The organism is Cryobacterium gelidum, assembly GCF_004403985.1.
Taxonomy (GTDB): Bacteria; Actinomycetota; Actinomycetes; order Actinomycetales; family Microbacteriaceae; genus Cryobacterium; species Cryobacterium gelidum.
Genome location: NZ_SOHL01000020.1, coordinates 63,138 through 87,668, shown reverse-complemented (window position 1 = coordinate 87,668; position 24,531 = coordinate 63,138). Strand labels below are relative to the sequence as shown.

Annotated in this window: 22 protein-coding genes and 1 other RNA gene; 8 read left to right on the top strand and 15 right to left on the bottom strand. The window is 65.5% G+C overall.

The genetic code is table 11. From position 1 onward, the window contains the following. Positions 1 to 164 precede the first annotated feature (164 nt). Positions 165 to 1,319: a flavodoxin-dependent (E)-4-hydroxy-3-methylbut-2-enyl-diphosphate synthase gene (ispG, locus tag E3T50_RS11595; protein WP_174722462.1), complete on the top strand. Its 1,155-nt coding sequence runs from the start codon at positions 165 to 167 to the stop codon at positions 1,317 to 1,319. A 35-nt stretch (positions 1,320 to 1,354) separates the two neighbouring features. On the opposite strand, the gene E3T50_RS11590 is transcribed toward ispG, so the two are convergent. Further along, the gene (locus E3T50_RS11590) at positions 1,355 to 1,558 is read right to left on the bottom strand and encodes a hypothetical protein (RefSeq protein WP_134552029.1); all 204 of its coding nucleotides are present in this window, start codon (positions 1,556 to 1,558) and stop codon (positions 1,355 to 1,357) included. A gap of 20 nt (positions 1,559 to 1,578) precedes the next feature. Between E3T50_RS11590 and E3T50_RS11585 the strand changes: the two genes are divergently transcribed. Next, entirely contained in the window at positions 1,579 to 2,982 is a 1,404-nt protein-coding gene (locus E3T50_RS11585) for a recombinase family protein (RefSeq protein WP_134552027.1), read from the top strand. A 167-nt stretch (positions 2,983 to 3,149) separates the two neighbouring features. Here E3T50_RS11585 and E3T50_RS11580 read toward each other — a convergent pair whose 3' ends face one another. The 3 genes from E3T50_RS11580 to E3T50_RS11570 form a co-directional block, all read right to left on the bottom strand. Next, positions 3,150 to 3,929, bottom strand: a complete 780-nt coding sequence (locus E3T50_RS11580; RefSeq protein ID WP_134552025.1) for a rolling circle replication-associated protein — start codon at positions 3,927 to 3,929, stop codon at positions 3,150 to 3,152. Positions 3,930 to 4,315: 386 nt separating this feature from the next. Further along, positions 4,316 to 5,578: a PIN-like domain-containing protein gene (locus E3T50_RS11575; protein ID WP_241990894.1), complete on the bottom strand. Its 1,263-nt coding sequence runs from the start codon at positions 5,576 to 5,578 to the stop codon at positions 4,316 to 4,318. 115 nt (positions 5,579 to 5,693) lie between these two features. Continuing rightward, entirely contained in the window at positions 5,694 to 7,073 is a 1,380-nt protein-coding gene (locus tag E3T50_RS11570; protein WP_134552022.1) for an HNH endonuclease signature motif containing protein, read from the bottom strand. Positions 7,074 to 7,434: 361 nt separating this feature from the next. Between E3T50_RS11570 and E3T50_RS11565 the strand changes: the two genes are divergently transcribed. After that, positions 7,435 to 8,319, top strand: a complete 885-nt coding sequence (locus E3T50_RS11565) for an EamA family transporter (protein ID WP_241990890.1) — start codon at positions 7,435 to 7,437, stop codon at positions 8,317 to 8,319. Between the two features lie 149 nt (positions 8,320 to 8,468). Here the strand turns inward: E3T50_RS11565 and E3T50_RS11560 are convergent, their stop codons facing one another. Together E3T50_RS11560 and E3T50_RS11555 are read right to left on the bottom strand one after the other, a co-directional pair. Then, entirely contained in the window at positions 8,469 to 8,906 is a 438-nt protein-coding gene (locus E3T50_RS11560) for a nitroreductase family deazaflavin-dependent oxidoreductase (protein ID WP_134552020.1), read from the bottom strand. A 61-nt stretch (positions 8,907 to 8,967) separates the two neighbouring features. Then, positions 8,968 to 10,293 (bottom strand): MFS transporter, encoded by a 1,326-nt coding sequence (locus tag E3T50_RS11555; RefSeq protein WP_134552018.1) that lies wholly within the window; start codon positions 10,291 to 10,293, stop codon positions 8,968 to 8,970. A 40-nt stretch (positions 10,294 to 10,333) separates the two neighbouring features. Here E3T50_RS11555 and prfB point away from each other — a divergent pair, with 40 nt between their 5' ends. From prfB to ssrA, 5 genes are all read left to right on the top strand, one after another. Beyond that, positions 10,334 to 11,446 carry a peptide chain release factor 2 gene (gene prfB / locus E3T50_RS11550; RefSeq protein ID WP_134552016.1) on the top strand — a complete coding sequence of 371 codons (1,113 nt, stop codon included), beginning with the start codon at positions 10,334 to 10,336 and terminating at the stop codon, positions 11,444 to 11,446. 75 nt (positions 11,447 to 11,521) lie between these two features. Next, a complete protein-coding gene (gene ftsE / locus E3T50_RS11545) occupies positions 11,522 to 12,625 on the top strand; it encodes a cell division ATP-binding protein FtsE (RefSeq protein ID WP_134552015.1) in 1,104 nt (367 codons plus the stop codon). After that, a complete protein-coding gene (gene ftsX / locus E3T50_RS11540; RefSeq protein WP_134460007.1) occupies positions 12,622 to 13,536 on the top strand; it encodes a permease-like cell division protein FtsX in 915 nt (304 codons plus the stop codon). The genes ftsE and ftsX overlap by 4 nt, the downstream gene beginning before the upstream one ends. Before the next feature lie 125 nt (positions 13,537 to 13,661). Further along, positions 13,662 to 14,138, top strand: a complete 477-nt coding sequence (gene smpB / locus E3T50_RS11535) for an SsrA-binding protein SmpB (RefSeq protein WP_134552013.1) — start codon at positions 13,662 to 13,664, stop codon at positions 14,136 to 14,138. Between the two features lie 128 nt (positions 14,139 to 14,266). Continuing rightward, positions 14,267 to 14,641, top strand: a transfer-messenger RNA (tmRNA) gene (ssrA, locus tag E3T50_RS11530). 79 nt (positions 14,642 to 14,720) lie between these two features. Here the strand turns inward: ssrA and E3T50_RS11525 are convergent. The 9 genes from E3T50_RS11525 to E3T50_RS11485 are packed head-to-tail and all read right to left on the bottom strand — an operon-like array spanning position 14,721 to position 24,333. Beyond that, positions 14,721 to 15,452 carry a PIG-L family deacetylase gene (locus E3T50_RS11525; RefSeq protein WP_134552011.1) on the bottom strand — a complete coding sequence of 244 codons (732 nt, stop codon included), beginning with the start codon at positions 15,450 to 15,452 and terminating at the stop codon, positions 14,721 to 14,723. Continuing rightward, complete coding sequence (locus E3T50_RS11520; protein ID WP_134552009.1) at positions 15,449 to 16,633, bottom strand: XdhC family protein; 1,185 nt, start codon at positions 16,631 to 16,633, stop codon at positions 15,449 to 15,451. The genes E3T50_RS11525 and E3T50_RS11520 overlap by 4 nt, the downstream gene beginning before the upstream one ends. A gap of 24 nt (positions 16,634 to 16,657) precedes the next feature. Then, complete coding sequence (locus tag E3T50_RS11515; RefSeq protein ID WP_134552007.1) at positions 16,658 to 17,440, bottom strand: SRPBCC family protein; 783 nt, start codon at positions 17,438 to 17,440, stop codon at positions 16,658 to 16,660. Then, positions 17,440 to 18,696, bottom strand: a complete 1,257-nt coding sequence (locus E3T50_RS11510; RefSeq protein ID WP_134552005.1) for a vWA domain-containing protein — start codon at positions 18,694 to 18,696, stop codon at positions 17,440 to 17,442. Before E3T50_RS11510 ends, E3T50_RS11515 begins: the two co-directional genes overlap by 1 nt. After that, positions 18,689 to 19,585, bottom strand: a complete 897-nt coding sequence (locus E3T50_RS11505) for an AAA family ATPase (RefSeq protein WP_134552003.1) — start codon at positions 19,583 to 19,585, stop codon at positions 18,689 to 18,691. The genes E3T50_RS11510 and E3T50_RS11505 overlap by 8 nt, the downstream gene beginning before the upstream one ends. 24 nt (positions 19,586 to 19,609) lie before the next feature. After that, positions 19,610 to 20,524, bottom strand: coding sequence for an XdhC family protein (locus E3T50_RS11500; protein ID WP_134552001.1), 915 nt, complete (start codon positions 20,522 to 20,524; stop codon positions 19,610 to 19,612). A gap of 1 nt (position 20,525) precedes the next feature. Then, a complete protein-coding gene (locus E3T50_RS11495; RefSeq protein ID WP_134551999.1) occupies positions 20,526 to 22,919 on the bottom strand; it encodes an aerobic carbon-monoxide dehydrogenase large subunit in 2,394 nt (797 codons plus the stop codon). After that, entirely contained in the window at positions 22,916 to 23,431 is a 516-nt protein-coding gene (locus E3T50_RS11490; protein ID WP_134459983.1) for a (2Fe-2S)-binding protein, read from the bottom strand. The genes E3T50_RS11495 and E3T50_RS11490 overlap by 4 nt, the downstream gene beginning before the upstream one ends. Positions 23,432 to 23,436: 5 nt before the next feature. Then, positions 23,437 to 24,333 carry an FAD binding domain-containing protein gene (locus tag E3T50_RS11485; RefSeq protein ID WP_134551997.1) on the bottom strand — a complete coding sequence of 299 codons (897 nt, stop codon included), beginning with the start codon at positions 24,331 to 24,333 and terminating at the stop codon, positions 23,437 to 23,439. Positions 24,334 to 24,531 lie beyond the last annotated feature (198 nt).

The following is a 24,531-nucleotide window of genomic DNA, read 5'->3' as shown; positions in this document are numbered from 1 at the left end:
CAATGATGTGCTTGAATGCCGCGGCTCTGCCACCTTCCCAGCATATTCGGGCGTGGCGTGGATAGATTCGCACGCCTCGAGAGCGTGATGCCGCTCGTCTTGCTGCGGCGCTGAATCGGGGCGACATTCAGCTTGGTGCACGCTACGACAACTAAGCTAGATAAGTGGCTGCAATCAACTTGGGGATGCCCAAAGTACCTGAGGTACTCGCTCCCAGACGTAAATCCCGTCAGATCAAGGTCGGAAAGGTCTTGGTCGGTGGCAATGCTCAGGTGAGCGTGCAATCAATGACGACGACTCCGACGACGAACATCAACGCGACGCTCCAGCAGATCGCAGAGCTCACGGCGACCGGCTGCGACATCGTGCGCGTCGCGGTACCCACGCGCGATGACGCCGAAGCCCTGCCGATCATCGCGAAGAAGAGTCAGATTCCGGTCATCGCGGACATTCACTTTCAGCCGAACTATGTCTTCGCCGCGATCGACGCGGGCTGCGCCGCCGTGCGAGTGAACCCCGGCAACATCCGCAAGTTCGACGACCAGGTCGGCAAGATCGCCGCAGCCGCCAAGGCGGCGGGCGTGAGCCTGCGCATCGGCGTCAACGCCGGCTCGCTCGAGCCGAGCCTCATGCAAAAATACGGCAAGGCTACCCCCGAGGCGCTCGTCGAGAGCGCCGTCTGGGAGGCGAGCCTGTTCGAAGAGCACGACTTTCACGACTTCAAGATCTCGGTCAAGCACAACGACCCGGTGATCATGGTCAAGGCATACCGGCTGCTCGCCGAACGCGGCGACTGGCCGTTGCACCTCGGTGTCACCGAGGCGGGCCCGAGCTTTCAGGGCACGATTAAGAGCGCCACGGCGTTTGGTCTTCTGCTCGGCGAGGGAATCGGAGACACCATTCGCGTGTCCCTGAGTGCCCCGCCGGTCGAGGAGATCAAGGTGGGTCTGCAGATTCTGCAGTCGCTGAACCTGCGCGAACGCAAGCTCGAGATCGTCTCTTGCCCGAGCTGCGGCCGGGCCCAAGTGGATGTCTACAAGCTCGCCAACGATGTCACCGACGGACTGGAGGGCATGACCGTGCCGCTGCGCGTCGCCGTCATGGGTTGCGTCGTCAACGGACCGGGCGAGGCTCGCGAGGCCGACCTTGGCGTCGCGAGCGGAAACGGCAGGGGCCAGATCTTCGTGCGCGGCGAGGTCATCAAGACCGTGCCCGAGTCCGAGATCGTAGCGACACTCATTGAAGAAGCCAACCGTCTCGCCGCCGAGATGCCCGCCGCAGCGCTCGGCAGCCCGACGGTGTCCGTCGGCGCAAAATAGCCGACAGCAGCTCCGCACGCTCCGGCACACGCCTGTCAGGTGCGCCAGGGTGGATCAGCACTGGGGGAGTTGGCACTGGGGGTGTTGGCGCGGTGGGTGCGGGCGGGCCGCCAGGTTTGGGTCGGGTCCCAGAGCAATGGCCCCCGCACCTGGGGTCGGCCGTTGACCATGCGGATCTTCCACCCGGCGGAGTCGATCGTGTGGTGGTGATACCAGCACAAAAGGGTTCCGTTGCCCACACAACGCTAATGTGACCCCTATGAAGACAGTGACGGCTGCGGCTGTGTATGCACGTATTTCCTCCGACCAGACGGGCGAGGGACTCGGAGTTCAACGCCAACTCGAAGACTGTCGGAAGCTTGCCGCGGAGCGTGGCTGGACGATCGCCGAGGAGTACGTCGACAACGATATCTCGGCATATCGAGGCAAGGCGCGCCCGGAATACGCGCGCATGCTCGCCGACATCGCTGGGGGCCGCCGCGACGCCGTGATCGCCTATCACCAGGACCGTCTGACCCGCCGCCCAATGGAATGGGAACAGTTTGTCGATCTTTGCGACACTGCAGGTGTCGAGCAGTTGGCCACGGTCACCTCGGATATCAACTTCGGCAACGACAACGGCATGCTCATCGCCCGAATCACAGCCGCCGTCGCCGCGAACGAGTCCGCACGCAAGTCCGCCCGGATCAACCGCAAGATCCAGCAAAACGTGGAACAGGGCAAACCCAACGGCGGCGCACATCGCCCATTTGGATACGATCGGGACAAGCTGACCATTCGAGAATCCGAGGCCGAGGTCGTGCGCGAAATTGTAGACCGCTTCCTTGCGGGCGAGTCGGTGCGGTCTTTGGCAGCGTGGATGAACGAGCAGCAGATCCCGACGACGGCGGGAGGCGTGAACTGGAGCACCACTACTCTCCGCGGAATTCTCCGCTCCGGACGCATTGCCGGCCTGCGGGATCATCACGGCGAGGCGGCAGGGCCGGCTGCGTGGCCGGCCCTCGTCAGCGAAGCGAAGCACCACCAGATTCTGGCAATGTTCGAGACGAAGAAGAACTCCGGAAGGCGTGCTCCGCGTCGGTATCTCTTGTCCGGAATGCTGCGTTGTGGAAAGTGCGGTACCCCGCTCTACAGTGCGGCTCGTGCCGACCGCCGCCGGTACGTGTGCTTGTCCGGCCCGGATCACCGCGGTTGCGGGCGGCTTACCGTTGTCGCGCAGCCCGTGGAGGAACTGATCGCCAGTGCCGTGCTGATGCGCCTGGACACACCGGTAATGGGCGACGCCCTATCCGGACGGGCCGCAGCTGACGAACGCCAAGCGGCCCTTTTGGCTGAGTTGCAAAGCGCTCAGTCGAAGATGACCGAGTTGTCCGAGATGTGGGCAGCGGGAGAGATTTCCCGACCGGAATGGAAGGCCGCACGGACACCGCTCGAAGCACGAGTCGAAAACGCACAGCGACAGCTCGACCAAATCGCGGGCACGAATGCTCTCGATGGTCTGGTCGGTCATGGTGAGGAACTGGCAGCGGGTTGGGACGGCCTGAACCTCGACCGCCAGGTAGCGATCGTCCGGGCCGTGCTGGACTACGTGACGATTCTTCCCGGCGTCTTAGGCGCTCGAACGGTCGACCCGTCCCGTGTCGTCCCCAGCTGGCAGCTGTAACGGACGGCGTGCCGCGTCCGGCGCTCCGCGCCCGTCCCGCTGCACCCCATCCCTCATCAGCACGCCAACAAGGGCAACCACAGCGGGATTCGTCACCCCAACGGGCACACCCTGAGCCCGGCATGACGCCTCGAGCCACGCCCGCACCGTAACCTGATCGATGCCCATCATCGACCCCACTGCGCCCATACAGCGGGCGGACCCTTCCAATCCTCATTTTCCGCCGACGACCACTGATGCACCGGAGCCGACGAGAACAAGTCCGAAGCCTGCGCCAACACATCGCCCGCAGTAGTCCCCGACAGCGACAACACCTCCGGCTTGAAGCCTTGGGCGACGTCATACCGGTGTAAACCCAACACGCGGGCATCCAGATCCGTAAACGTCTTTGCCACGTACTTGGACAAGTAGCCTGCCGCCCGCCGTGCCTCCGTAAGAGACCCCGAGCCAACCGGCAAGTCCGCGAGCAACTTGATGTGCACGAATCCATGCCCCCACGCGGCATCGATCAGCGACCTCTTGATGTACCGGCCCACGGCGAAGTGCGCGTGCAGGCCATGGCCGGACTTGTGCCACTCCGGAACCCAGACATACGGCAACGGGTTGCCACCCAACGAGGAGCGCAGTGACCGGAAGAACTCGCCCAGGTGCGTGCGCAACAGCGCTGGTTCGTGGCACCCATCGCCTGCGAAGGTCAGCGTGCCGAGTCGGTTGAGGCGATTCGCGGCGCAGTACCGGCGCAACGACGCACGGGCACGACGCCCGGCCTCTGCCGCAGCACGTTCCGGATCAGCAGCAAAGCCGCGTGAAACATACGAGGGCGCGCGGCGAGTGGACCCGTGGAACGTGCCGCCGCCTTCGCTGGCACCCGGGAACAGGGAGAACGTCCACCCAGAGTCAGGGCGAGCGAGGGTGCGCAGGTGTGCATGGGTTGAATCCGGGAGCATAGGGAACCAGAGCTAGACGCCGACAGAGGAGTGTCGAAGCAGAACGCCAACACCGTGAACCGGGGCGTACGACTTCGGATCCCGGAATTCGACCGGGTCTGGCCTCTAGATGCATCTGTTCGAGCGGGGACGCTGGCCTTTTAGCGCCGCTCAACCCCGACTGGGGTTCCATTCACCTAATGTGTTTATGCAGAGCCACAAGCTCTGCATCGTTACGTATTACTACATCATGTCTACCCGACGAATTACACCCCTGTCATTCATTCACAGGGTCTTCCAAGCTGCCGCGGTTTCGTCCGTCCTACGGACGGCCAAAACCTTGCCCTCGATCGCCCTGCCGGGCTCCCGAGTTATGTTGCTTATTCAAGTGAAGAAGTGCTACCCCGCTAATCTCCCAGCTCCGCCAGCAGCATGACGATGTCATCGATCTCATTGTCGAGGATCTCTACCTGTCTCTCGGCATTATCGTTCTCGAGTTTGTTATGGCGATCAATCCTCCGCAGTTGCTGGTCGAGTTCGCTCAGTCTTGCATCGAGATCTTCGCCAGTCTCAGTCACGTGCGACAGCAGCAGCCTTGAGTCTTCGCTTTGGTCCGAATCTGCATGAACCTGAGATGCTTGCATAAACAACAACCTGTTGCGCTGAGAGACCAACTTGTTCCGCTCACCGAACGCCTGCTCCCGACTCCGCAGGATCTGCATTCGCAGACGCTCCACAGTCCGGTCTGCACCGTCGCCCGTCGTACGGTCTAGGACGCGCTTCGCGCTGGCTCGCATTCCCTGAAGATCAACAAGTCGTCGCTCAGCAGTCGCGCGCGTCTTGTCCGCTTGACTCGAAACGTCTTCCACTTCGTCGAGTGACCGCGCGCTCACGGTGACACTTACTCTGGACTGTGCGTGCCGGAGAAACTGTTCTGGACTGTAGAAGTGGATGCGCTTCCCAGAGCTTGCGAAGTACTCATCCACGAGTTCAGCGCGTGGTCCAAGTCTTTGACCCTTTACGACTCGCCACCAATCCTCCTTGGAATCAGCTGTTACGAAGATGGCGGCGTCTTGCTTCTCGTTGGACCGATCCAACAGTTGTTTCCAAAGCACCAGATCGCCGTACTTCCCCGGCTCGCCCTTCGAACTGTCCTTGTATCCGGGAGGAACCTCTTTTGCGTACCTTGACGTGCCTTCGTTATGAACAGCCGCTAACTCGGTCTCGGTGTACGGCTTACCAACCCGTCCGTCAAAAAGGGCGGTGACTGATTCCCAAATATCATCGCGTGGGAAACCTCGATCGGAGTGTGGTGGCTGCGCTGCCTCCTGGCGAGTCAATTCCGCAGCCAGGGCGTCGATCGCAGCACCGTACTGACTTAGGAGAGCCTCGGAATCGAGTGTGGAGTGGTTCTTGAACTCCCTCACTTTGCTCTCGAAAGTACTCCGAGTACTCTCAAGTGCCTTCGCTATCTGACCGAAGGCTGCCTTTTGATCGTCGATCACGCCGAGTCGATGAACTTGAAATTCCAAACCAACCTGTGCAGGAATCCAAAGCCGATCTCTCAGCTTCTCAAGCACCAACAAGAATTCTCCCCGAGTCTCGTCGGAGTAACGGTAAAGGTTCAGGAGCGCATTCGTGTCAAGGACTATTGATCCAGATGACCACATCTCGTCCAGTTCCTCATTGGACGGCGGATAGTAGCCACGAAACAAGTCTTTCAACCGGTCCCCCCTCGGTCTCGGAATCAGTTATTAACAGACTAATGGAACGTAAAGTCCTCGACTAGGGGATGTACTCCCAACTTGTGCCGTTGTCGATGTTGGTCGGCCCATGCTGCTGCCAGGGTGTGACGTGGTGCACTTCGCACCAGCGGGCGGGGATGGTGCAGCCGGGGATGATGCAGCCCTCATCGCGGGCGGCAATTGCAGCGCGTTGCTTGGGGGTGAAGCAGCGGATGGTGTTGCCGAGGGAGAGCACGTTGCCGTTCTGGCCGAGCAGTACTTGTTGATACCCACCGGCGCAGATGAGTTCACTGACGCGGCGGAAGCTGAGGGGGGCGTCGATGCCGTCGATCCAGCCGACGCCGCGGCCGTGTTCGAGGTCGACGGCGTTGATGTGCACCATGACGGTGGGGGCGGCGCCGCCCATGGTCGGGGTCTGTGGGTCGCGCGCGGCAGATTCAAAGATCGAGCGAAGGATGTCAGCTCGTTTCTCCCCGCCGGTACGGCGGTCGCCGTCGAACCGGGTGTCGCCCGTGAATGGTTCGTCGCTGAACGGCTCAGTGCCGGTGCCGGTGCCGGTGCCAGCACCAGGCTCGCCGTTGAGCAGTTCGGTCGGCACAAACTTGGGTGTGGTCGACCGCGCCGACAGGTAGGTGTCGAATAGGGTGTCCATGATGCCGCGGAGTTCGGGGGTGACGTCGGCGCGCAGCGGGTAGAGCCCATTGCGCAGCAGCCCGAACGTCAGGGTGCTTGTCGCTTCGACGGCGTCGTCGTTGGGGGCGGTGCCGTCGGGATCGAGGCGCCCTTGCCACTCCAAGGCTTGGGCCTGTAGCAGGTCCGGCGCGAAACGGATCCCTGCGCCGGGTAGCCCGGCGGTCTCTGGGGTGATGGCGCCGGTCGCCGAGGCGACGAGGGCGCGTTCGACCCGGTCGAGGTCGTCCTGCCCGACCCGGCCGTGCAGGCCGGTGAGGGTGGTGGCGATGATCTCCGCCGACTCCAGCCCGAGGTCGCCACTGATCAGGCCGTCGGCAATGACCGGATACCGGGCAGGCACCGGCAAGCCAAGCGGCGTGCGTTCCACCGCGGTCTCGCCAAGCTTCAGACGCCGTTTGGCTTCGCGGGCGGAGATGCCGGCGAGGTGGCTGATGAAATCGACCCGGTTGCGGCATCCGTTCCTGTAGGCGAGCGACCCGGTGCCGAGGTCGGTCTCGGCGCGAGCACCAATGTCGGTGGTGGCGCGGAGCCTGGCCCCATCAACCTTGCGACCGAGAGCTTCCAGGGCGGCCATTACCGCGATGGCTTCGGTGTCGTCGAGGTGACCAAACCGCACCCCATCCAACGCCTCAGCCAGAATCGCACCGGCTTGGGCAATTGCCGCGACCCGAGAAACCTCGGGATCCGGCACGGAGCCGGCTGCGGCGGGCGGGGCGGTGAGGGTCATGGCGACGGTGCCTCCTTCACCCACAATTCTAGCCCAAATCGCTTTTGTAAGCGAGCAAATCTCAGCAGTTTAATGACTAGAATTCAGAAGTATTTTCCAAACTGGCGGCAGCCTTCCGGAACCGCACATCAGTCGCACTGACAATTTCAGAATAAGAGCATACGGTCCACGAACACGTAGTCGAGATGGAAGCCTCCCGCCTCGTGGGGGCTTCACGTTTTTTCGGCAGTCGATACTCTGACCGGCGATTAACAGTTCGTGCCGCTGCAGTAGACGTTCGCGCGTGCGCGCAGGCAGCCTGAGAGCGGATGCCCGAAGCGGTACTGTCGGTAGGTGCCCGGACGGCGCCGACAGGAGCACCGTGCGTATCAACCGCGACCAATTGAGCGGAATGGGAGCCCAGCTCGCCACCGAAGTCAGTATCAACTTCGGGTCGTCAGTGGCTGGCCTGCTCATCCCGGTGATCGGTGCGCCCGTCGTCGTCGCGGCCCGCCAGATTGTCATGGTTCTCGTCGTGCTGCCGCTGGCCCGTCCCCAGCTGAAAAAGATGACCTGGGGCCGAATCTGGCCTCCGTTGGCCCTCGGGGTCATACTCGCCGTCATGAACCTCAGCTTTTATCAAGCCGTCAGCATGATCGGACTCGGCGTGGCGGCGACGATCGAATTTCTCGGACCGTTCGCCCTCGCCCTCGTGACCAGCCGCCGCCTTCTCGACTTCGTGTGCGCCGCGGCCGCCGCCGGGGGAGTGTTTCTGCTGACCTGGTCGGACGGCACCCTCGATGTGCTCGGCATTGTGCTCGCGCTCACCGCGGCCGCCTCCTGGTTTTGCTACATTCTGCTGACTCGCCGGGTGGCGACCCAATTCCCCGGCCTCGAAGGCATTTCGATCGCGAGCCTGGTGAGCCTCGTGATCGTGGTTCCGATTGCCGTATTCACGCTCGATCTGTCGGCGTTCACCTGGGGCATCGTCGGATTGCTCCTGCTCGTCGGCGTCGTCTCCTCCGCCTTTCCCTACACGCTCGACACCTTTATTCTGCGTCGGATCAGCCCGCGTTTGTACGCGATCATCACGAGTTTCGGCCCGGTGATCGCGGCCGGTTTCGGTGCGCTCGTGCTCGGCGAGTCCTTCACCGCGCTGCAGCAGATTGCCATCGTCGTCGTGTGCGTGGCGGCAGGGGCGGCGATCGCGACCCAGCGTGACCGGCCTACCTCCGACCTCGAGCTGACCGCGACCGCCATTCCCTGAAGCCGGGCGAATCTCGCGGCCAGCCCTGGGCATCCGCTCCGGGAAAGAGGGTGACTCGACGCGTAGGGCGAGGTGGGCGGCGAGCAGCGGCGCAAACGGCTTGAACCGGGTGCCGCTCGACGCTGGGCGGTGCGTGTTTTACGCCACCCTCAGGTGAGCGGTTCGAGCACGAAGACGGGTATCTCGCGGTCCGTCTTGGTCTGGTACTCGGCGTAGTCGGGGAACGCCGCCACGGCGCGCTTCCACCAGGTGGCCTTTTCGTCGCCGGTGACCTCGCGGGCGTGCATGTCCCACTTCTGCGTGCCGTCCTGCAACTCAACCTCGGGGTGCGCCACGACATTCGCGTACCAGACCGGATTCTTGGGGCTGCCGCCGAGCGAGGCCACAGCCGCATACTGACCGGCATGCTCGACCCGCATGAGCGGCGCCTTGCGCAGCTTGCCGGACTTCACGCCGAGCGTCGTCAGCACGATGACGGGCATCCCGCGCAGGGTTGTGCCCTCGGTGCCACCGGACTTCTCGTACTGGTCGACCTGGTCGCGCACCCACTGGGCGGTGCTTGGCTCGTATTCTCCGATGAGAGGCATACCCACGTCAACCACGATGGAAGCGGGATCATTCCGCGCCCGTCGGCCGCACGGTTGCGCTCTAGAGCAGGTGGCGTGGCCGATGGGGGGCGAACCGGGGAATGTAGCGGCGCAACAGCACGGCTCCGACCAAGCCGAACACCCCCATGATGCCGCTTGCGATCGAGAGTGAGGCGAGGGCGGTGATGCCGGCCAGGGCAAGCGGCGCGGCGGCGCTGCCGAAGTCGGCGGTGAATCGCCAGGCGCCGAGAAACGGCGCCGGATACCGCTGCGGCGCGAGGTCAGCGCCGAGCGTCATGAGCAGGCCGCTGCCGATGCCGTTGGCGAGGGACAGAAACATCGCGACGCCGATGAACCAGCCGAGGTTGCTCGGCAGATCGTGCGTGAACGCGAGCGCGACGTGGCCGAGGCCGAGGCCGATCATCGAGGGTACCGCGCTCCAGATACGACCGAAGCGATCCATGATCTGACCGCTGGCGTAGAACAACAGGAAGTCAATGCCGCCGGCGATACCGATGATGAGGGCCGTGTCGGGCGCACTGATGCCGATGCTGACCGCCCAGAGGGGCAGCATGACGGTTCGGCTGGCGCGCATCGCGCCCACGAGGGCGGCACCGGAGCCGAGTCGCACGAGTACGCCGCGGTGGCTGCGGATGGTCTGAAAGAGGCCCTGGGCGGTGAGTGCTGCGGCATCCGCTTCGGCGGCCCTGGTCGGTGCAACGTCGGCGGGTGCAACGTCGGCAGGTGCAACGTCGGCAGGTCTAGCGGGTGCTGCCCGCTCCGGCACAGCGCGTTCCGGCGCGTCGAGGCCACGGGTAGGGTCCGGGAGGATCAACAGCAGTGTGATCGCGAGTACGCAGCACACGATGAATACCCAGAACGCCGCCTGGGTGCTGCCGGTGAGGTGGATGAAGGCGGCGGACAGGAACGGCCCCACGAACCAGCCGGCCCGAAACACGCCGCCGAGCGTCGACAGTGCGCGGGCCCGGTAGACGAGGGGCACGTAACTGGTCATGAAGGCGTGCCGGGCCAGGGCGAACACGGCCGTCGCAATGCCGATCAGAAAGATTCCCAGGCCGAGTATGAGGGGGTTGGGTGCCGCGAGGCAGATGATCACGGCACCGACGGTGATGACGGATGCCCAAATCATCGAGTTGCGTTCGCCGATGCGGGAGACGACCCAGCCGCTGGGAATGTCGCCGACGAGTTCGCCGAGCATGATCATGGCGGCGATCACCCCGGCGATGGCGAGCGTGGCGCCCAGGTCATTGGCGACCAGTGGAATGAGCGGAATTATCGCGCCCTCACCGACGGAAAACAACAGTGTGGGCAGAAAAGCCGTCAGGGCGATCGCACGCAGGTTGAGGGGGCGTTGGGCATTGCTCATCAGAGACGATGCTACGCCAGCCCGGTAGGCTGAACAGAACATGATTGACTTGGATTTCTCAGTACAGATCGCCGCGCTGCGGACCACGTTTGGCGACATCCGTTCGGTGATCGACATTGACCGACTGCGCGCGGACATCGACGACCTCAGTGGCGAGGCCGGTATGCCCGACTTGTGGGACAACACCGAGCACGCGCAGAAGGTGACGAGCGACCTCAGCCATCGGCAGTCGCAACTGGCGCGTATTGAGAGCATCACGACGCGCCTCGACGACCTCGAGATGCTCGTCGACATGGCCAACGACGGCCAGGGCGATCAGGAACTGGCCGATGAGGCAGCGCTCGAGCTAGTGAGCCTGCAGAAGCTCCTCGGCGAACTCGAGGTGCAAACGCTGCTCAACGGCGAATTCGACGAACGCAACGCCGTCATCACCATTCGCGCTGGCGCCGGGGGAGTGGACGCGGCCGACTTCGCCGAAATGCTCCTGCGCATGTATCTGCGGTATGCGGAGCAGCACAACTGGCGCACGAGCGTGCTCGACATCAGCTACGCCGAAGAGGCCGGCATCAAGAGCGCAACCTTCGAAGTCGACGCTTCCTACGCCTTCGGCACGCTCAGCGTCGAGGCCGGTACGCACCGCCTGGTGCGCATGAGCCCGTTCAACTCGGCCGGCAAACGCCAGACCTCGTTCGCCGCTGTCGAGGTGGTGCCGCTGATCGAACAGACCGAATCGATCGAGGTGCCCGACGGCGATATTCGCGTCGACGTGTTCCGGTCGAGCGGTCCCGGCGGCCAGTCCGTCAACACGACCGACTCGGCCGTGCGCATCACCCACTTGCCCACCGGCACCGTCGTGAGCTGCCAGAACGAGAAGAGCCAGATTCAGAACCGCGCGGCCGCCATGCGCGTATTGCAGTCGCGACTGTTGGTGCTGGAGCGCGAGAAAGAAGCGGCCACCAAGAAAGAACTCGCCGGCAACATCACCGCAAGCTGGGGTGATCAGATGCGCAGCTACGTGCTCGCGCCGTACCAAATGGTCAAGGACTTGCGCACCGAGTATGAGGTGAACAACCCCAGCAACGTCTTCGACGGTGACCTGGACGGATTCATCTCGGCCGGCATCCGCTGGCGCAAAAAGGCACCCGAAGACTAGAGGCATGCTGAGGCTTGGCCCAACGGGTATGTCGCTGTTGGGAAAATGCCCCTGGTTGCCTAGGCTCTAAGAGCTATGATCCGTTTTGATCACATAACCAAGAAGTACCCCGGCACCACTCGGCCGGCACTGAACTCGATCGACGTCGAGATTTTGCGAGGCGAATTCGTCTTTCTGGTCGGCGCCTCCGGATCGGGAAAATCGAGCTGCCTACGGCTCGTGCTCAAGGAGGAGAAGCCGACCAGTGGCAGCATTCACGTGCTCGGCCAGGACCTGAGGTCGATCTCGAACCGTAAGGTTCCGTACTTTCGTCGCAACATGGGCGTCGTCTTTCAAGACTTTCGTCTGCTGCCGAACAAGACCGTCTTCGACAACGTCGCCTTCAGCCTGCAGGTCATCGGCAAGAGCCGCGGTTTCATCCAGGAAGCCGTGCCGGACACGCTCAAGATGGTCGGCCTGGCCGAAAAATCCCAGCGCCTCCCGCACGAACTCTCCGGTGGAGAGCAGCAGCGGGTGGCTATTGCCCGCGCCATCGTGAACAAGCCACAGATTCTGCTGGCCGACGAGCCAACCGGAAACCTCGACCCCACCACGAGCGCCGAGATCATGTCGCTGCTCGCGAGCATCAATGCCAGTGGCACCACCGTCATCATGGCCACCCATGAAGCCGGCATCGTCGACCAGATGCAGCGCCGCGTGATCGAGCTCGTTCACGGCGAGATCGTGCGAGACGAGCGCCAGGGCGGCTACGCCACGGCATCCATCCCGACCATTCTGCCGGCGCCCACAACGGATGCCCCCGCCAGCGAGCCGGCGCCCGTCGCGGCGGTCTACGCCCGGCCCGCAGCTGCACCCAAACCGGCGCTGACGCACCCGTCGGCCCCGGTTCCCGAGACCTCCCTTTCCTTGCATCAGGCGGCGGCTGCCGCGGTGGCCGCTGCCGCCTCGCCGGTTTCCTCGCCGGTCTCCAGGCCGGAGCCCGCTGCCCCTGCCCCGGTCGTCGTGCCGCCGACCGAGGACGCCCCGCACACGCCGGTACCGCCGATGACACGGCCGGTACTGCCGGTTGCGCAGGACGATGAACCCGAGCAGCTCACTCTCGCCGAGAAGCTCGGCCTGCGCGCGCCGGGGGAGAAACCCGACCAAACCGGCGAGCAGAACGTGGGGCCGACCCGATGAGGCTCGGTCTGGTGTTCTCTGAGGCCGCCAACGGTCTGCGGCGCAACGCCTCGATGGTCGTCTCCGTCGTGCTCGTGACGTTCATCTCGCTGACCTTTGTCGGCGCGGCCATTCTGATGCAGATGCAGATCGGCCAGATGAAGAACTTCTGGTACGACAAGGCGCAGGTCGGCATCTACATGTGCTCCGATATATCCCCGGGCGAAACCTGCACCGGCGGCGACGCCTCACCGGAGCAGATCGCCGCGGTGGAGGCGCAACTCAAATCGCCCACCCTCGCGCCGTTCGTTGACAACTACTACTTCGAGACGCACGAGCAGGCCTTTGAGAACTTCAAGAAGCAGTTTGCGGGCAACCCGGTCGCCGACTATGTCACGGCCGAGCAGCTCAACCAGACGTTCTGGGTGAACCTGAAGGATCCGTCCCAATCCGCGGTGCTGGTGGAGAGCCTGTCGGGAGTCGCCGGCGTTGAAAATGTCGCTGACCAGCGTAAATATCTCGACCAGATCTTCTCCGTGCTCAACGTCGCAAGCTACACCGCCATCGGCATCGCCGGGTTGATGCTGATAGCGGCGGCCCTGCTGATTGCCACGACCATTCGTTTGTCGGCGTTCTCGAGACGCCGGGAACTGGGCATCATGCGGTTGGTCGGCGCGAGCAACCGGTTCATTCAGACGCCGTTCATTTTGGAGGGTGTCTTCGCGGCGTTGCTCGGTTCGCTGCTGGCTGGCGGCGCGATCCTGGCGCTCGTGTACTTCTTCGTCCAGGGCTACCTCGGCGCGCGGCTGACCGGCTTCGCCCTGGTCGGCATGGATGATGCGCTCGTGGTGGTGCCCATCCTGCTCGTCGTCGGTGCGGTGCTGGCGGCGTTCTCGGCGAACTTCGCGATCACCCGCTACCTCAAGGTCTAACCCTCAAGCGGAAGCCGGGGGGCCAGCCGGCCCCCGGTTCCGCTAGACTGGTGGGCTGCTGAGCAGGCCGTGTGCCCGCTCGACCGGCGGCATCCGCTGGAAGAAACGAAGGGAGGTGAGGCAACATGCCCAGGGAACGTGGCGAAAAGGTCGTAGCGACCAATCGCAAGGCCCGACATGACTACCTCATCAGTGACACCTACGAGGCCGGGATGGTCTTGAGCGGCACCGAGGTCAAATCCCTGCGCGCCGGCCGCGCTACCCTGGTCGACGGTTATGCCTTCATCGAAGGCGGCGAGGCCTGGCTGGATGCGGTGCACATTCCGGAGTATTCCGGTGGGTCGTGGACCAATCACCCGCCGCGCCGCAAGCGCAAACTCCTTCTGCACAAGAAGGAGATCGTGAAAATCAGCCATAAAACCAAAGAGGGCGGCTTCACGCTCATTCCGCTGCGCATCTATTTTGCGGACGGCCGAGCCAAAGTGGAGATCGCCGTGGCCAAGGGCAAGAAAGAATACGACAAACGCCAGACGTTGCGGGAACGCACCGACAAGCGGGAGTCCGACCGTGCCATGTCGGCGCAGCGACACCTCGGCGACTAGCCAGCTGCGCGCTTCTGTTGGGGGGCGCTTCTGGTGTAGTATGGAGGGCTGTACCGAAAGGTGCCGTTTGGTAACTCAACAGCGTGTGACATGAACCCATCGCGAGCCAGTCGGTTCGCTATGTGTATGGGGATGATCGGTTTCGACACTGTTTGCGCAATTGTGAGAAGCGGGTCGAGGATGCAGGGTTATCTCGTAAACGATCTCTGCAAAACAATAAGTGCCAAATCAAACCGCACTGACTTCGCTCTCGCTGCCTAAGCGAAAGCACTAACGAAGTCCGCCAGACCGGGAATGCTCTCTACCCGGATCCTGACGCCATTTAGAGAGCTTGCTTCTACGCTGAGCCACGGGGCATAGAGGGACTTAAACGAAGGCTGGGCCTGTCGGAGTAGATGCCAGTGGCAAATTCCGGGGCCGAGAAAGCGACTTCACTGGATACACCCGTAGAAGGCATATGACCACAGCAGTGGACCGGGGTTCAATTCCCCGCATCTCCACCATCGGTTCTGTCACACGCTGTTTTGCCCAAATCAGGCCGCCCTCTGGGTGGCCTGATTTGATTTAAGCGCGATTCGCCGGTCAGAGCAGGCGCAGGCCGATCGCGGTGCGGATGGGGTCGCGCTGGCCGCCGGAGTGCACGACATCGTCTCCGTCGACACTGAGCTGACTGGCATGAAAGCGCAGGGCCGCCACGACGGTCTCGCGCTCGGCGTCGAGGTCGAACCACTCCGCATCCGCGGCACAAGCACCGAGAATTTCCGCGTAGGGGATCGTGAGCGCTCGGCTGGCGCCGAGCGCGGCGTCGTGCACGCGCACGTGGTCGGGATGCCCGTAACCGCCAATGGCGTCGTAGCTGATGACGAGGCTCGGTCGCACGTACCGCAGCACGGCCATAAGGTCGTTGATGACCTCGGCGAGCGGCGCGCGAGCGAGCGCATCCGCCTCGGAATCTGCGGCCGGACCGGCCAGGCCGGGGCGGATCCACTCCATGCCGGAGTCCCGGTAGCGGCGCGCGGGCAGCCCGGGCGCGCGGGCTGGTATTTCACCGAGCCAGAAGCCCTCGTCGACGCCGAGGGCGCGGGCGGCGCGCTCGAGTTCCCGCTCGCGCTCCTCGGCCAGGGCGGGGGTTCCGGCGAGCACTGAAAGCGGCCCAGCGACGACCTCTCCGCGCTCACCGCGCGTCGCCGTGACCAGGCTGACCCGGATGCCGCGGCTCGCGAGATACGCGATGAGGCCGCCGGTGCTGATGGTCTCGTCGTCGGGGTGCGCGTGCACGAAGAGCACGGAGGTGACGGAGTCGAGCAGACTCATGCCTCGATCAACTTCTGGCCGCCAGGGGCTGATTGATCGGCCGGCGGGTCGGGGTCGACGAGGTCGTCGTGGTGGATGGAATCGATGAGAGTGTGCAGCGGCTTCCCGCTGCCGCCCCACTGCAGCGAGATGATCTCGGCGGCGATCGAGACCGCGGTCTCCTCGGGTGTGCGGGAGCCGAGGTCGAGCCCGATCGGGCTGCGTAGCCGGGCCAGCTCGGCATCGGTCACCCCTGCCGCGCGCAGGCGCTCGAGGCGGTCGAGATGGGTGCGGCGTGACCCCATAGCGCCGATATACGCCACGGGCGGGCCGTGCAGGGCCGCTGCGAGCAGGGGAACGTCGAATTTGGGGTCGTGGGTGAGCACGCAGATGACCGTGCGGGGGTCGATGAGCCCGCCGGCGATCTGCTCGCGCAGGTAGCGGTCGGGCCAGCTCACCACGATCTCGTCGACGCCGGGAAACCGGGCGGCGGTCGCGAAGACGCCGCGCGCATCGCAGACCGTGACCCGGTAGCCGAGAAAGATGCCGAGCCGGGCGAGGGCGGTGGCGAAATCGATCGCCCCGAAGACCAGCAGACGGGGCCGCGGTGCGTAGCTCGCGAAGAACACCCGCATGCCCTCGCCCCGACGCTCGCCGTCTGGGCCGTAGGTGAGGGTGGCGTTGCGGCCGGCAGCGAGCAGACCCTGGGTATCGTCGCCGATGGCGTGGTTGGCACGGTTCGAGCCCAGGTCGCCCTCGAATCCGTGCGGCCGCACTACGAGGTGGCGGCCGATCCAGCCGGCATCCGGATGCTCGATCACCGTGGCGACGCCCACCGGCAGGCCGGCATCGACGTCATCATGCACCCCCTCGAGCAGGGCAAAGGTGTTGCGGGAGACGGGCTCGACGAAAACGTCGAGGATGCCGCCGCAGGTGAGCCCGACGGCGAACGCATCGTCGTCGCTGATGCCGTATCGCACGAGCACGGGCACGCCGTCCTCGGCCACCTGCGTGGCGAGCTCGTAGACGGCGCCCTCGACGCAACCGCCCGAGACCGAGCCGGCCACGGTGCCATCGGCACTGACCAGCATGGAGGCGCCGGGCGGGCGGGGCGCGGACTGAAAGGTTCGCACGACCGTGGCGAGGCCCGCCGTGGCGCCATTCTGCCAGCCCGTGAAGAGGGTATCCAGAACTTCACGCATGTCGGTATCCCTTCGGTCGGTGGGTCAGCGGCCGGACGCGCGCCGACCAATTCGGTATGCGATAAACGCTACCGTGGCCAGCAGACCCAGGAGTTTCACCGGGTCACTGAGCTGGTCGGTGATGACGCCTTTGACCAGGGTCATCGCATCGAGGCTCGGCGCGGCGCTAGGTACAGACCGGTGCGGCGGCAGGGTCGCCCGCGCCGGGGCATCCGCCGTAACGTGGGGGAGCCTGTCGGCGGCCGGGGCGTCCCCGGGCGGAACGTCGGTCAGGTCGGCGACCGCCCGCGGGGAGGCCTGGGCGATGGCAGCCGGGTCGTCGACGTGCTCGCCGACGCCGGGCACCGCACCAGAGCCGTCATCGCCTGTGATCAAACCTTGCAGGTTGCCGGCGAACAGGGTCATCATCTGTTCGGTGACGCTGCTGATGACGCCCTTGCCCATGGCAGCCGCCTTACCCGACAGCGACAGGTCGGCGCTGACCGTGCCCCGGGTGACACCGTCGGTTTCGACCAGTACGAGCGTGACCGTGGCCTGGGCGGTGCCCTGCCCGCGGGTCTCCTGCGCCTTGCCGGAGAAGACAGCGCGGAGGCCCTCGACGTCGCGTTCGTCGACGTTCATCTGGCCGCGGTACTGCATGGTCACCGGGCCGAGCTTGACCTTCATGCCGACCTGGTAGTTGTCGTCGGAAAGCTTGTTCAGAATCTGCGCGCCCGGCACACAGCCGGCGACGCGTTCGAAGTCCATCAGGGTGTTCCACACCGTGTCGACGGGGGCGATGACGGTGAAGGTACTGTCGAGTTGCATCAGGGTGTCCTCTGCTGGATGGTTACGGATGGTCGAGCGGATGCCGACGGGTCGCCGCGAATGGCGGCCGCCACCTCGAGGAGGGCCGTGTAGCTGTGCCCGCTGACAAACGCGTCGCAGTAGGGCAGGGCGGCGGCCATGCCGCCGACGAGCGGCCGGTAGCTGGCGGCGGCTTTGCGCGGATTCACCCAGACAATGCGATGCGCGAGCCGGCGCAGTCGTGCCATCTGGGCGTCGACGTCGGCCGGGTCGTCCTGTGCCCATCCGTCGGAGAACAGCACGATCACCGCGCCGCGAGCCAGGCCGCGCCGCCCGAAGTCGTCGATGAACAGGCGGATGCTGGCCGCCAGCCGGGTGCCGCCGGCCCAGTCGGTCACGGTGGCGGATGCCTGCGCGAGCGCCTGGTCCGGGTCGCGTATAGCCAGCTGGCGGGTCAGCCGGGTGAGGCGCGTCGAGAACACGAACGCTTCGGCCCGGGCGCCGGACGCCGCACCCTGCAACAGCGACAGGAAGACCCTCGTGTACGGTTCCATCGAACCCGACACGTCGCAGAGCAGCACCAGTCGGCGCGGCTTCGGGCGGCGGCGGGCGTAGTGCAGGGTGATCGGGTCGCCGCCGGTGCCCTGCGCGGCCCGCACGGTGCGGGCCACATCGAGCCGGTCGCGGCTGTGCGGCGACGGATAGGTCCGGCGGCTCAGCCGTGTCGGCGTCGACAGGACGATGTTGGCGACGAGCCGGCGCAGGCGGGCCAGTTCCTCGGGGTCGAGGTCGGCGAACGCGATCTCGTGCAAGTGCTCGTCGCGCGAGGCCATGGCAAGGATCGCGTCGCGCTCGGGACCGTCGCCGTCGCCCGAGTCGTCGAAACCGGGCAACGGAGCCGGCGGGCGAGCTTCTGGCTGCAATTGGGGGGCAGAGACCGGGCGGTTGGTTGGCGGGGCAGCTTTCGTGCGCATCTCGGAGCCGATCGCCGGGGGAGCGTTCGGGTCACCGCGTCCTTCGGCCGGGTCGAGCCGGCCGCCGAACACGGCGCTGAACACCGCGTCGAAGCGGGCAAGGTGCTGTTGCCGGGAGACGAACACGATCCGGCACGCCCAGTACAGGGCGGCCCGGTCCGTCGGCGGGACCAGCCGCAGCGCCTCGGCCAGTCGGGCCGCGCGGTCCGGCGATACCGGCAGGCCGGCCCGGTGCAGGGCCGTGCTGAAGCCGGCGGCAAGGGCGGCCGCTTCGATCGGTCGATAAGGGCCGCGGTCATCCATGCGCAGCCTCCGCCACCCAGGCGCCGCCGCGGGCTGCAGCGAGATCCAGGTCGTCCCGGTTCTTGAGCACGGAGCCCCAGGTCTGCTCGACCGCGCGGCCGCTGATCTGCTCGATGCCGAGCACTCCGAGGGCGCTGACCCAGTCGATGGCCTCGGCGATACCCGGCGGCTTCACGAGGTCGAGCGATCGCAACCGGGTGATCGCCGCCGCGGCCTCGGTCGCGAGTGCCTGCGAGCTGCTCGGCACCCGGCGGCGCACAATCTGCGCGATCCGCTCCGGCCCCGGGTAGTCGATCCAGTGATACAGGCAGCGCCGGGTGAGGGCGTCGTGCAGGTCGCGGGTGCGATTGCTCGTCAGTATCACGATCGGCGGATGCTCCGCCGTGACGGTTCCGAGCTCGGGAATGGTGACGGCCGCCTCGGCCAGCAGCTCAAAGGTGAAGGCTTCGAATTCGGCGTCGGCCCGGTCGATCTCGTCGAGCAGCAGCACGGCCGGACGCGGGCCGGCGTGTTCGATCGCCCGCAGCAGCGGGCGACGCAGCAGATAGTCGCGTCCGAACAGCTCCGTTTCGGCCAGTTCCACCCCGCGCGCTTCGGCCAGGCGAATGCCGAGCAGCTGCCGGGGGTAGTTCCACTCGTAGAGTGCCTCGCCAGCGCTGATTCCCTCGTAGCACTGCAATCGAAACAGTTCGGTATCGAGCAGCCGAGCGAGCGCCTTGGCGATCTCGGTCTTGCCCACCCCGGGTTCGCCCTCGAGCAGGAGCGGCTGCCGCATGCGCACGGCCAGGAATACGGCGGTCGCGAGGCCCTCATCGGCGAGGTAGTCCTCGGCATCGAGGGCACGCTGCAGCGCGCCGACGGACGGCACCAACTCGGGCACGGTCACCATCGCCGGCACCGGTCAACCGGGCCCCTAGCGCGCGGTCGCATACTGCTCCGGATGTCCGAGAAACACCGTGCGGCAGCCCGCCGCGCAGAAGTACACGGTCGTGCCGTCGTGCTGCACCTGCAGCGACGTGGGCAGCGCGGCCACCGTCATGCCGCAGACAGGGTCGATCGCGATCGCTTCCACTGCCGTCGCCGTCTCAACCACCTCCGCGGCTTGCGGTTGCCCGTGCCCGGCCCGGTCCTGCACCAGCTGCGCGAAAATCGACACCGCGATCTCTCCGGGGGTGCGCGCCCCGAGGTCGAGGCCCGCCGGGCTGAACACACGCGCGCGCTGCTCGGGCGACACGTCGAGCGAGGCGAGCACGGCAGCGCCGCGCCTCGGGCTCGCCACGAGCGCCACATAGGGCACCCCGGCGGCGAGGGCGGCGAGCAGGGCTGGCTCCTCATCCCGGCCGTGCGAGGCAACGATCAGGGCGGCGTCGCCGACCTGCGGGGCGGCGGAGGCGCCATCCGTTTGGATGAGGTCGAAGCCGACGAGCGGTGCCAGGGCAGCAAGCGCCTCGGCATCGGGCGTCGAGCCGACGATGATCATTCGGGGCAGCGGAAGGCGCGGCTCAAGAAAAATCTCGATCGCCCCGCCGCTCACACAGGGGTTGGAGACCTCGACCGCGCCGTCTCGCACGGTGCTCGACGGCACGCCGGCGACGACCTTGAGCAGCAGCGGCTGCCGGCTCGCGAGTACCTGCAGGCTGTACAGGCGAACGGATGCCTCCACGCACGTTCCTCCGACGAAGCCCTCGATCTCGCCGGTCGCGCGAACGAGCGCCGTGTCTCCGGCGTGCGCGCTCGTCGGGCGCTGGGCGCGCACGACGGTCGCGTGCACGAACGCTTCGCGGCGATCGATGAGCTCTTGTGCGCGGGTCGGGTGGGCAACGGGCATGCTACACCGGCGGTCTCGTGCCGCCCTGCATGGCCTCCCACACCCGGGCGGGGGTGCAGGGCATATCCATGTGCACAACCCCGAACGGGGTGAGGGCATCGACGACGGCGTTGACGACGGCCGGCGGTGACCCGACCGTGGCAGACTCACCAACGCCCTTTGCTCCGATCGGGTGGTGCGGCGACGGGGTCACGGTGAAGCCGGTCTCCCAGTCGGGCACCTCCATGGCGGTGGGGATGAGGTAGTCCATGAACGAGCCGCCGAGGCAGTTGCCCTCGTCGTCGAACTCGATGATCTCCATGAGTGCCATGCCGACACCGTCGGTGAGGCCACCATGAATCTGGCCCTCGATGATCATCGGGTTGATGCGGGTGCCGCAGTCGTCGACGGCGATGAAGCGGCGCACCTTGACATGGCCTGTACCCGGGTCGACGTCGACGACGCAGATATAGGCGCCGAACGGAAAAGTGAGGTTGGGCGGATCGTAGGTGACCTCGGCGTCGAGATTGCCGTCGATACCCTCGGGTAGCGCGACCGTGCCGTGGGCGCCCATCGCGATCTCGGCCATGGTCTTGCCCACGCTCGGATCGCCCTTGACGAACCAGCGGCCCTTCTCCCACTCGAGGTCTTCCGGTCGGGTCTCGAGCATGGCCGCGGCGATGAACCGGGCCTTCTCCCGCACCTTGCGGGCGACGAGCGCCACGGCGGCGCCGCTGACCGGAGTGGACCGGCTGCCATAGGTGCCGAGGCCGAACGGCGTCTGGTCGGTGTCTCCGTGCACCACATCGATGTCTTCCGGCGGGATGCCGATCTCCTCCGCCACGATCTGCGCGAACGTCGTTTCGTGGCCCTGACCCTGGCTTTGCACCGAGATGCGCACGACGGCCTTGCCGGTGGGGTGGATGCGCAGTTCGGCGCCGTCCGCCATTCCGAGGCCGAGAATGTCCATGTCTTTGCGCGGGCCAGCACCGACCGTTTCGGTGAAGAACGAGATGCCGATGCCCATGAGCTCACCACGTTCGCGTTTCTCTTTCTGTTCGCGGCGCAGCTCGTCGTAGCCGGCCATCTTCATCGACAGCCGCATGGTGGGTTCGTAATCGCCCGAGTCGTACTCCCAGCCGGTCTTGTTGGCGTAGGGAAACTGTTCCTTCCTGATGAAATTCTTCAGGCGCAACTCGGCTGGGTCCATGTCGAGCTTGCGGGCCAGGATGTCGACCATCCGCTCCACCAGATAGACCGCCTCGGTGACCCGGAAGGAACAGGCATAGGCCACCCCGCCCGGGGCCTTGTTGGTGTACACGCCGGTGACGGTGCAATGCGCTGCCGCGAGGTCGTAGCTGCCGGTGAAGATGTGGAAGAACCCGGCCGGATACTTGGTGGGCTGGGCGGTGGCATTGAACGCGCCGTGGTCGGCGAGTACGTTGGTGCGCAGGGCCAGGATCTTGCCGTCCTTGGTCGCCGCAATCTCGCCCTGCATGATGTAGTCCCGGGCGAAGGAGGTGGACATGAGGTTCTCGGAGCGGTCCTCGACCCATTTCACCGGTTTGCCGGTAACGATGGAGCCGACGACGGCGAGGATATAGCCCGGGTAGATTCCGACCTTGTTACCGAACCCGCCGCCGATGTCGGGGGAGACCACCCGAATCTTGTGCTCGGGAATGCCGGAGACCATCGCGAACAGGGTGCGGTGGGCGTGCGGCGCCTGCGTCGTCTCGTACAGGGTGAGACGGCCGTCGATGGGGTCGAAGTCGGCGACGGCGCCGCAGGTTTCCATCGGCGCCGGGTGCACGCGCGGATAGACGATCTCCTGCTTCACCACGACGTCGGCGCTCGCGAAGACAGCATCCGTTTCGGCTTTGTCGCCGGCTTCCCAGTCGAAAATGTGGTTGTCGGTGCGGCCCGGAAGGTCGTCGCGAATGACGGGAGCGCCCGGGTCCATCGCCTTGCGGGCGTCGACGACGGGCGGTAATACGTCGTACTCGACCTGGATCAGTTCGAGGGCATCTCGGGCGGCGTAGCGGTCTTCGGCGACGACGAAAGCGACCTCCTGGCCCTGGAAGCGCACCTTGTCGGTGACCAGCACGGCCTGCACGTCCATCGAGAGGGTCGGAGCCCAGGCGAGGCCGAGGGCCTGTAGGTCGGTGCCGGTGATCACGGCGAGTACCTTGGGGTGCGCGAGCGCCTCAGACGTATCGATCGAGACCAGCCGGGCGTGGGCGACGGGAGCGCGCAGAATGGCGCCGTGCAGCATGCCGGGCAGCACGATGTCGTCGACATAGCGGCCCTTACCGCGCACGAAACGCGGGTCTTCCTTGCGCTGCATGCGGCCATGGCCGATGGGCCGATCGTGGTCGCCGGCCGCCGGGTTTGACGGGCGGTCCTCGAGGATGGTCATGCGTGCACCTCGTGCTCGGTTGATTCGGACGTGGTCGTTTCTGGGGCCGCACCGGCGGGATGCTCGGCGGCCCACTGGATCGACCGCACAATGGTGGCGTAGCCGGTGCAGCGGCAGATCTGGCCTGAGATGGCCTCGCGAATCTCCAGCGGTTCCGGGTGCGGGTTGTGGTCGAGCAGGGCGCGGGCGGTGAGCATCATGCCGGGGGTGCAGAAACCGCACTGCAGGCCGTGCTCCTCCATGAAGCCCTGCTGCACCGGGTCGAGGGTGGCGCCATGGGCGAGTCCCTCCACGGTCGTGATCGTGTGTCCGTCGGCCATGGCGGCGAGCACGGTACACGATTTCACCGGTTGGCCGTCCATCAGTACCACGCAGGTGCCGCAATTGGTGGTGTCGCAGCCCCAGTGCGTCCCGGTGAGACGCAGGTCGTCGCGAATGAAGTGCACGAGCAACACGCGCGGTTCGATCTCGCGGGTGACGTCGGTGCCGTTTATGGTCATGCTGATCTGCATCGGGCTCAGCCTTCCTGGATTGTCACGTCTGGAACGGATGCCGCGGCGCGGCTGCACGCGACCCGCAGCACGCGGCGGGTCAGCTCGTCGGCGAGGTGCCGCTTGTAGTCGATCGGTCCGCGCTGATCGGCGAGGGGATCGCAGGCATCTGCAGCCAGCTGCCCGGCTTCGGCGAAGAGTTGTTCAGTGGGTACCTGACCGACGAGCACGGCTTCGACCTCGGTCACGTTGCGGTCGAGTCCGACCGCGGTGAGGCCGACGGTCGCCTTGCTGATCGTGCCGTCGGCGGCGAGCGTCACGCTCGCACCGGCCGCGGCAACAGCCCAGTCTCCGACGCGCCGTTCCACCTTCTCGTAGGCGCTGCCGGAACCGGCCCGAATGGGAACGCGCACCTCGATGAGCAGTTCGTTCTGGGCAACGGCCGTCTCGTAGGGGCCGCGGTGGAATTCGGCCATCGACAGCATCCGTTCGCCGGCCGGCCCGCGCACGACGGCCACCGCGTCAAGAACGTGGCACACCGTGGAGAGGTCTTCGGCCGGGTCGGCCTGGCAGAGGGAGCCGCCGATGGTGCCGCGGTTGCGCACGATCGGATCGGCGATGACGTGTTCGGCGTCGGTGATGATGGGGAACAGACGCCGCACGTCGTCGGATTCGAGCAGGGTCGTGTGCCGGGTCATCGCGCCGATGCGTAACACGGGGCCATCGACAAGCAAGTAATCCAGCTCGTACAGGTCGTTGATATCGATGAGCCAGTCCGGGCGGGCGAGGCGCAGCTTCATCATGGGAAGCAGGCTGTGTCCGCCGGCGACCACCCGGGATTCGGCCCCGTGGCGATCAAGCAGGGCGAGGGCATTGTCAACCGAACTGGCGCGAACGTAATCGAACGGAGCCGGAATCTGCACGGGCTTCTCCTCACGAAAGAAGGTTCCACGGCGCCGCGCATCGTTGCGCGACACTGTCGTGCCACAGCTTGCTCCCCGCTCCGTTGGCTGTCAACATCGTCCTAAGCGAAAGCTTATGAGCGTGCGCCCTCGCTGTTTATTTCGCGCGGAGCACGAACCAGCCAGGCACCGAGATGGGTCCGGGAGAGGAACGACATG